We start from the raw sequence: 8,887 nt of genomic DNA, 5'->3' as shown, positions 1-8,887 counted from the left end.
TTTCGCGCACGATCTTCACGCGTACGTTTGCGGGCCGGTCGAGCCGCCCCACGCGCCGGCGCGCGCGCAGCAGGCTTCGGCCCACGAGACGCACCGCTGATACGCCGCGCGTGCGCGCCGCACGCGGCTCGCGAAGCGCGGCCAGGCCCCGTGGAGCCCAGACGCAAGGAGAAAGCGACATGGCATTCGGCGGACTCGAAAAAAAGCAGACGGCCGCGCCGATGGCCGAGATCAACATGACGCCGTTGATCGACGTGATGCTGGTGCTGCTGGTCATTTTCATCATCACCGCGCCGTTGTTTTCGCACGCGATCCGGCTCGACCTGCCGAAGGTCGCGGCAGCGCCCGCGCGTCAGACCCCGCAGACCATCGCGCTATCGATCGACGCGACCGGTCGGCTGTACTGGAATAGTCAGCCCATCACGCTCGCGCAGATGCGTGAGCGCTTCGCCGAGGCCGGCAAACAGGCCGACCAGCCGGAGCTCCAGCTACGCGCGGAGCGCTCGACGCGCTACGAGGTGATCGCGCAGGTGATGGGCGCCGCGCAGCAGGCGGGGCTCGAACGGATCGGCTTCGTCACTGATCCGCCGCCGCCCGGCGCGCAGCACTGACAGGGCGCCAGGCCTCTGATCGCCGCCGCAACGCCGCGCGGCGCACCGATGCGCGAACGGTATAATCAGCGCTTTCCCCGCCATGGGGAAGCGACGCAATCACATTCTGCAGAGCACCAGGCCGGTGCGAAAGCACCGAACCTAGCGATCCCATCACACCATGCACGAAAAATACGTTCCCTCCGACGTCGAAGCCGCCGCGCAAGGACAGTGGCGCGCCGTCGACGCCTACAAGACGACGGAAGCCACCGACAAGCCCAAGTTCTATTGCGTTTCGATGCTGCCTTATCCGTCGGGCAAGCTGCACATGGGGCACGTGCGCAACTACACGATCAACGACGTGATGTACCGCTATCTGCGGATGAACGGCTACAACGTGCTGATGCCGATGGGCTGGGACGCGTTCGGGATGCCCGCGGAAAACGCGGCGATGGCCAATAACGTGCCGCCCGCGAAGTGGACCTACGACAACATCGCTTACATGAAGAAGCAGATGCAGTCGATGGGGCTCGCGATCGACTGGTCGCGCGAAGTCGCGACCTGCAGCCCCGACTACTACAAGTGGAACCAGTGGCTGTTCCTGAAGATGCTCGAAAAGGGCATCGCGTACAAGAAGACCGGCACCGTCAACTGGGACCCGGTCGACCAGACCGTGCTGGCGAACGAGCAGGTGATCGACGGGCGCGGCTGGCGCTCGGGCGCGCTGGTCGAAAAGCGCGAAATCCCGATGTACTACATGCGCATCACGCAGTACGCGGACGAACTGCTCCACGATCTCGAAGGCCTCGGCTGGCCCGAGCGCGTGAAGATCATGCAGCAGAACTGGATCGGCAAGAGCTTCGGCGTGAACTTCGGCTTTCCGTACGAAATCGACGGCGAACAGAAGCTGCTGCGGGTGTTCACGACGCGCGCCGACACGATCATGGGCGTGACGTTCTGCGCGGTCGCCGCCGAGCATCCGCTCGCCACGCGTCTTGCGCAAGATAAGCCCGAGCTGCAAGCCTTCATCGACGAATGCAAGCGTGGCGGCGTCGCCGAGGCCGATGTCGCGACGATGGAAAAGAAGGGCATGGCCACCGGCTTCTACGTCACGCATCCGCTGACGCAGGAAAAAGTCCCGGTGTGGATCGGCAACTACGTGCTGATGAGCTACGGCGAAGGCGCGGTGATGGGCGTGCCGGCGCACGACGAGCGCGATTTCGCGTTCGTGAAGAAATACGGTCTGCCGCTCAAGCAGGTGGTCGCGGTCGAAGGCAAGCGGTTCTCGACCGACGCCTGGCAGGAGTGGTACGCCGAGAAGGCCGGCACGCTGATCAACAGCGGCAAGTACGATGGCCTCGCGTATGACGAAGCGGTCGATCGCATCGCCGCGGATCTGAAGGAACTGCGCCTCGGCGACAAGCAGATCACCTGGCGTCTGCGCGATTGGGGCGTCTCGCGCCAGCGCTACTGGGGCACGCCGATTCCGATCATCCACTGCCCCAAGTGCGGCGATGTGCCGGTGCCGGAACAAGACCTGCCGGTGGTACTGCCGGAAGACCTCGTGCCGGACGGCACCGGCAATCCGCTCGCGAAATCCGAGACGTTCGTGAACTGCACCTGCCCGACATGCGGCGGCGCGGCGAAGCGCGAAACCGACACGATGGACACCTTCGTCGATTCGTCGTGGTACTTCTACCGCTACGCATCGCCGAACGCGCAAACGATGGTCGATGAGCGCACCGACTACTGGGCGCCGATGGATCAGTACATCGGCGGCATCGAACACGCGATCCTGCACCTGCTGTACTCGCGCTTCTGGGCGAAGGTGATGCGCGACCTCGGCCTCGTCAAGTTCGGTGAGCCGGCGAAGAACCTGCTCACCCAGGGCATGGTGCTCAACGAAACGTACTACCGCGAAAACGAAGCGGGCAAGAAGACCTGGTACAACCCGGCGGACGTAACCGTATCGTTCGACGACAAGGGCCGCCCAGTCGGCGCGGTGCTGAACGCGGACGGCCAGCCGGTCGTGCTCGGTGGCGTCGAGAAGATGTCGAAGTCGAAGAACAACGGCGTCGACCCGCAGATGCTGATCGATCAGCACGGCGCGGACACCGCGCGTCTGTTCGTGATGTTCGCCGCCCCGCCGGAGCAGCAGCTCGAATGGTCGGGTTCGGGCGTCGAAGGCGCGAGCCGCTTCCTGCGCCGGGTCTGGAACTTCGGCTACACGAACGGCGACGCGCTGCGCAACGGTGGCCAGCCCGACGCTGCCCCCAGCGCGGAGGTCGACAAGGCGCTGCGCCGCGAAATCTATAGCGTGCTCAAGCAAGCCGATTTCGACTATCAGCGTCTGCAGTACAACACGGTGGTGTCGGCCGCGATGAAGATGCTCAACGCGCTCGACAGCGCGAAGGGCGCCCAGCCGGCCGTGCTGCGCGAAACCTATAGCGTGATGCTGCGCGTGCTGTATCCGGTCGTGCCGCACCTGACGTTCCAGCTGTGGCAGGAGCTCGGTTACGCGGACGAGTTCGGTCCGCTGCTCGACGCACCGTGGCCGAAGGTCGACGAGAAGGCGCTCGAACAGGCCGAGATCGAACTCGTGCTGCAGGTGAACGGCAAGGTGCGCGGCGCGATCACGGTCGCGAAAGACGCGTCGCGCGAAGCGATCGAGCAACTCGCGGCCGCTCACGAAATGGTCGCGAAGTTCAGCGAAGGCAAGGCGCCCAAGAAGATCATCGTGGTGCCGGGCCGTCTCGTGAACGTGGTCGTTTGACCTTCCAGGGCATCATCCGGCAGACGGAGCGCCGCTGCACGCGGCGCTCGTCGGCACCGCGAATCCACTGCGAACCAGGAGCGAATGTGACTCGCAGATCGTTTTTGACGCTCGCTTGCAGCGTAATGATGTTATCGGCCTGCGGCTTCAAGCTCCGCGGTCAGCAGGACTACGCGTTCAAGCGTCTCTATGTGTCCGGCGGCTCTGCCGCCGCTGACGCGCGTCTCACGCGCATTGTGCAGGGCGGCAGCGACACGGTGGTCGTCAACTCGATCGCGAATGCCGACGCGATCCTGCGGATCGCGCAGAACCGCACCATCAACACGCTGACGCTGAACTCGCTTGGCGTGGTCGCCGAGTACCAGCTGAATCTGCAGATGAGCTACACGCTGACCGGCAAGGACGGCACGGTGCTGATCCCGCCGAGCGCGATCGCTTTGAATCGCGCGATGACCTATAGCGATCAGTTCTCGCAAGCGAAGGCCGCCGAGTCCGACATCCTGTTCGCCGACATGGAAAACGACGCGATCGACCAGCTGATCCGCCGTCTGGGCGTGGTGCGCTCGCTGCATCCGACTCCGGCCGAGGCCGTGCCAGGGGTGGCGCCACGCGCGCCGCTGCCGCCGCCGCCGCTGTGAGCGGTGAGCTGTTCGTCGCTGTTATCCGTGACCACTCCGTCTGATTTGCCGCATTTGACCCATCCTGCCAACCGTTAGCCATGCAACTGCGACCTGACGCGCTCGAAGCGCATCTCGCCAAGGGTCTCGCCGGACTCTACGTCGTATTCGGCGATGAGCATCTGCTCGCGCAGGAAGCGTGCGATCGCATCCGTGCGGCCGCGCGCGCGGCGGGCTTCACCGACCGCTCGGTATTCACGGTCGAGCGCGGCTTCGACTGGAGTTCGCTGTTGGGCGCGAGCCAGTCGATGTCGTTGTTCGGCGACCGCCAGCTGGTCGAGTTGCGCATTCCGTCGGGCAAGCCGGGCAAGGAAGGCGCGGACGCGCTGAAGGCACTCGCAGCCGCCGTCAACGACGACGTGCTGACGATGATCACGTTGCCGCGCCTCGACGCGGCAACACAGAAATCCGCATGGTTCAGCGCGCTCGCCGACGCGGGCGTCGCGCTGAAGATCGATCCGGTCGAGCGCGCGCAATTGCCGAACTGGGTCGGCCAACGGCTTTCAGCGCAAGGCCAGCGCGTGGCGGCCGGCGACGAAGGGCGGCGCGCGCTCGCGCTTATCGCCGAGCGCGTCGAAGGCAATCTGCTTGCCGCGCATCAGGAAATCCAGAAGCTGGGGCTGCTGTACCCATCTGGCTCATTGAGCTTCGATCAGGTTCAGGACGCGGTGCTGAACGTCGCGCGCTACGACGTGTTCAAGCTCAACGAGGCGATGCTCGCCGGCGACGTCGGCCGTTTGGCGCGCATGCTCGACGGGCTGCGTGGCGAAGGCGAGGCCGCGGTGCTGGTGCTGTGGGCGGTGGTCGAGGAAGTGCGCACGCTGCTGCGGATCAAGCGCGGCGTTGCGGCCGGCAAGCCGCTCGCGATGCTCACGCGCGAGAACCGCGTGTGGGGGCCGCGTGAGCGGCTGATCGGGCCGGCGCTGTCGCGCGTCAGCGAAGCCGCGCTGGAGAAGGCGCTCGCATTGGCCGCGCGCGTCGATCGGCAAGTGAAGGGCTTGTCGGGCGGCACGCCCGGCAATCATCGCCACGATCCGCCACCCGATCCGTGGGATGGTCTGTTCGAACTCGCGATGACGGTGGCCGCGCCCAATCCATCGGCAACGGCGCCCGTGCCGCCGCCAGCACGACCTCGGGCTTCCACTATCGCGCCGACGCGCAGGCCAGCCTGAAGCGCGAAGCGGGGCAACGCGGGCCGCTTTGTCGCGCACGAGCTTGCATGCAAAGTGCACGGGTGACGGGCGCTGTCATGCGAGGCTCAAGCGCCCAGCGAGCCTGCGACGCCGCCGCGGCGCACATCCACCGGCTACGCATCAGCAAAGCCCCTGCACCCGACTTACAATCGCTTGATCTTTCGCTAATTCCGCCCGACTGCCGCACGTCAGCGTGCGGGGCACCACGAGAATGACCATGGATATCGACCAGTACATGACCGACCTCGGCCGGCGCGCGCGCCAGGCTTCGCGCGCGATGGCGCGGGCGTCGACCGCCGCGAAGAACGCCGCGCTGGCGGCGGTCGCCGAGGCCATCGAGCGAGATGCCGGGCTGCTGAAGGCCGCCAACGCGCGCGATCTCGAGCGCGCCCGCGACAAAGGCCACGACGCCGCGTTCATCGACCGTCTGACGCTGTCGGACAAGGCGCTGAAAACGATGGTCGAAGGTCTGCGCCAGGTCGCCGCGCTAGCCGATCCGATCGGCGAGATCAGCAATCTGAAGTATCGGCCGAGCGGTATCCAGGTCGGCCAGATGCGCGTACCGCTCGGCGTGATCGGCATCATCTACGAATCGCGCCCGAACGTGACGATCGACGCGGCCGCGCTGTGTCTGAAGTCCGGCAACGCAACCATCCTGCGCGGCGGCTCTGAGGCGCTCGAATGCAATACCGCGCTCGCGAAGCTGATCGGCGAAGGGCTCGCGGCGGCGGGTCTGCCGCAGGACGCGGTGCAGGTGGTCGCGACGGCCGACCGCGCGGCGGTCGGCAAGCTGATCACGATGACCGAATGCGTCGACGTGATCGTGCCGCGCGGGGGCAAGAGCCTGATCGAGCGGCTGATGAAGGAAGCGCGCGTGCCGATGATCAAGCATCTCGACGGCATCTGCCATGTGTATGTCGACGATCGCGCGGATCTGGCCAAGGCGCAGAACGTCTGCGACAACGCGAAGACGCACCGCTACGGCACCTGCAACACGATGGAAACGCTGCTGGTCGCGCGCGGCATCGCAGCGCGCGTGCTGCCGCCGCTCGGCAAACTGTATCGAGCCAAGGACGTCGAGCTGCGCGTTGACGCGGCGGCGCGCGCGGTCCTCGCCGATGCGGGCGTCGGCCCGCTGGTCGACGCGACCGAGCAAGACTGGCGCACCGAATATCTCGCGCCGGTGCTCGCGATCAAGGTCGTCGACGATCTGGACGCGGCGATCGAGCACATCAACACGTACAGTTCGCAACACACCGACGCGATCGTCACGGAAGACCACGACCGCGCGATGCGCTTCCTGCGCGAAGTCGATTCGGCGAGCGTGATGGTCAACGCGTCCACGCGTTTCGCGGACGGCTTCGAGTTCGGGCTGGGCGCGGAGATCGGCATTTCGAACGACAAGCTGCACGCGCGCGGCCCGGTCGGCCTCGACGGGCTGACGTCGCTGAAGTACGTCGTGCTCGGCCACGGCGAGGGCCGGCAGTAAGCGCTGCACCACACGACAACAAGGAACCGCCGATGCTCTGGGTAAAGACGTTTCACATCGTATTGATTGCCTCCTGGTTTGCCGGCCTGTTCTATTTGCCTCGCATCTTCGTCAATCTGGCGATGGAAACCGAGCCCGCGGCTACCGCGCGTCTGCTGCTGATGGCGCGCAAGCTGTTTCGCTTCATGAGCTTCATCGCGGTGCCGGCGATTGCGTGCGGATTGTGGCTATGGCTCGTGATCGGCATCGGCAGCGGTGAGGGGTGGATTCACGCGAAAGTCGGCGTGGTCGTGCTGCTGGTCGTCTATCACATCTATTGCGGTGTGCTGCTGCGGCGCTTCGAGCGCGGCGAGAACCGCCGCACGGACAAGTGGTACCGCATGTTCAACGAATTGCCGGTGCTCGGGATGCTGGCGGCGGTCGCGCTGGTGGTGATCAAGCCGTTCTGAGCGTCTGACGGCGCCTGGCGCTGTCGAGCGGGAAAAACGAAAGGGCGGTGTGCCGGCTAACCGGTACACCGCCCTTTTTGCATCTGGCGCGCGTCAGCCGTTACGGGTGCGCGTCTTTGGAGCGCGTCATCCGTGCGAATCCACCCGCCGTCGATGAATGACCTCCTTGGTCTGCGCGAGCTTCTCCAGCAATTCCGGCCCACGGCTCAGCGCGACGCCCACCGCGAGAATGTCGCCGATGGCCAGATGGGACACACGTGAGGTCATCGGCGAAAAAATATCGGTGTCTTCGTCGACGTTCGCAAACAGACCCACCGTCGCGAGCCGCGCGAGCGGCGAATTGCCGTGGGTGATCGCGATCACTTTGGCCCCGGCGTGGAGCGCCGCCTTCGCGGCATCGATGATGTCGCGCGTGCGGCCGGTATTCGAGATCGCGACGACCACGTCGCCCGCGCCCAGCAGCGCCGCCGACATCAGGAACGTATGCGGATCCGAATACGCGACGCTGGGCATGCCGAGGCGAAAGAACTTGTGCTGTACGTCGAGCGCGGCGATGCCCGAGCCGCCCGCGCCGTAGAACTCGATGCGTCGCGCCTGCGCGAGGATGGCGATCGCGGCGGCGACGCTATCCGACGACAGGTTATTGCGCACCTGGATCAGCGCGCCGATGGTGCGGTCCAGCACCTTCGCAGCGACGCCCGGCGTCGGCTCGTCAGGGCGCACGTCGCGGTAGACGGCGGGCACTTCCGCGGCGATACCTTGCGCGAGGCGGATCTTGAATTCGCGAAACCCCGAGAAGCCGAGCGCGTGACAGAAACGCGCGATCGTCGGCTGACTGACGCCGGCGCGCGCGGCGACCTCAGTCATCGACAGATCGAGCACCTCGCGCGGCGCCTCGATCACGTAATCGGCGAGCTTGCGCTCGGACGGGCGCAACTGGTCGCGCATCTCTTGCAGCTGGGACAGCATCATCGGGAAACTCGCACTATGCTGAAGAACGTGTGGACTATATCCGATTGGCTGGGAGCGCACAAAATGATGTACAAAAACTACATACTGGCTTCTAAGTGTAATCCCTTAGATTTGCGATTCGGCGGCGATGCGCTGCCAGTAAAGCAAGTGCGGGCATCCCCGGCTGCGGCAATGCAACAGAAATCGTCGTTGTGACCATGTAGTTTTTCTACTAAAATTGCCTCGTTCGACGCCAGAACATCCTGACAATCCGCGCCCCCCGATACCGCCTGGCGTCATGCGTGTGTCAGCCGCCACCGACGAAGGAGCTCCGATGGTTTCCCCGCATCCGCAATTATTGAAGGTCACGCAACGCGTGATCGAGCGCAGCAAGCCCACCCGTGATGCGTATCTGGCACGCATCCGTCACGCGCAAGGGCGGTTCCCGGCGCGCGGCGCGTTGTCGTGCGCGAACCTTGCCCACGGCTTCGCGGGTCTCGAGGGCAACGACAAGCTCGCGATCAAGCAGATCCGTCAGCCGAACATCGGCATCGTGTCTTCGTACAACGAGATGCTGTCGGCCCATGCGCCGTACGTCAGCTACCCGGACATCATCAAGCAGGCCGCGCGCGAGAACGGCGGCGTCGCCCAATTCGCGGGCGGCGTGCCGGCGATGTGCGACGGCATCACCCAGGGCAACGCGGGCATGGAGCTGTCGCTGTTCTCGCGCGAAGTGATCGCGATGAGCACGGCGGTCGCGCTCAC

8 protein-coding genes are annotated in these 8,887 nt (G+C 65.3%); 7 read left to right on the top strand and 1 reads right to left on the bottom strand.

What is annotated here, in order from left to right; genetic code table 11:
• Positions 1 to 179: 179 nt before the first annotated feature.
• From VGH68_RS09825 to VGH68_RS09800, 6 genes are all read left to right on the top strand, one after another.
• Positions 180 to 611 (top strand): biopolymer transporter ExbD, encoded by a 432-nt coding sequence (locus VGH68_RS09825; protein ID WP_331603402.1) that lies wholly within the window; start codon positions 180 to 182, stop codon positions 609 to 611.
• A gap of 160 nt (positions 612 to 771) precedes the next feature.
• On the top strand, positions 772 to 3,363 hold the full coding sequence (leuS, locus tag VGH68_RS09820; protein WP_331603401.1) for a leucine--tRNA ligase: 2,592 nt from the start codon (positions 772 to 774) through the stop codon (positions 3,361 to 3,363).
• Between the two features lie 86 nt (positions 3,364 to 3,449).
• Positions 3,450 to 4,001, top strand: a complete 552-nt coding sequence (lptE, locus tag VGH68_RS09815; RefSeq protein ID WP_331603400.1) for an LPS assembly lipoprotein LptE — start codon at positions 3,450 to 3,452, stop codon at positions 3,999 to 4,001.
• An 80-nt stretch (positions 4,002 to 4,081) separates the two neighbouring features.
• Positions 4,082 to 5,212, top strand: coding sequence for a DNA polymerase III subunit delta (gene holA / locus VGH68_RS09810; protein WP_331603399.1), 1,131 nt, complete (start codon positions 4,082 to 4,084; stop codon positions 5,210 to 5,212).
• A 238-nt stretch (positions 5,213 to 5,450) separates the two neighbouring features.
• Positions 5,451 to 6,722, top strand: a complete 1,272-nt coding sequence (locus VGH68_RS09805; protein ID WP_331603398.1) for a glutamate-5-semialdehyde dehydrogenase — start codon at positions 5,451 to 5,453, stop codon at positions 6,720 to 6,722.
• A 32-nt stretch (positions 6,723 to 6,754) separates the two neighbouring features.
• On the top strand, positions 6,755 to 7,171 hold the full coding sequence (locus VGH68_RS09800; RefSeq protein WP_331603397.1) for a CopD family protein: 417 nt from the start codon (positions 6,755 to 6,757) through the stop codon (positions 7,169 to 7,171).
• Between the two features lie 126 nt (positions 7,172 to 7,297).
• Here VGH68_RS09800 and VGH68_RS09795 read toward each other — a convergent pair whose 3' ends face one another.
• A complete protein-coding gene (locus VGH68_RS09795; protein ID WP_331603396.1) occupies positions 7,298 to 8,143 on the bottom strand; it encodes a MurR/RpiR family transcriptional regulator in 846 nt (281 codons plus the stop codon).
• Between the two features lie 313 nt (positions 8,144 to 8,456).
• Between VGH68_RS09795 and VGH68_RS09790 the strand changes: the two genes are divergently transcribed.
• A partial coding sequence (locus VGH68_RS09790; protein WP_331603395.1) for a dihydroxy-acid dehydratase occupies positions 8,457 to 8,887 on the top strand: 431 nt, incomplete at its 3' end.

The organism is Paraburkholderia sp. (assembly GCF_036488505.1).
Taxonomy (GTDB): Bacteria; Pseudomonadota; Gammaproteobacteria; order Burkholderiales; family Burkholderiaceae; genus Paraburkholderia.
The sequence above is the reverse complement of the archived record's forward strand: the minus strand, read 5'-3'. Positions and strand labels throughout refer to the sequence as shown.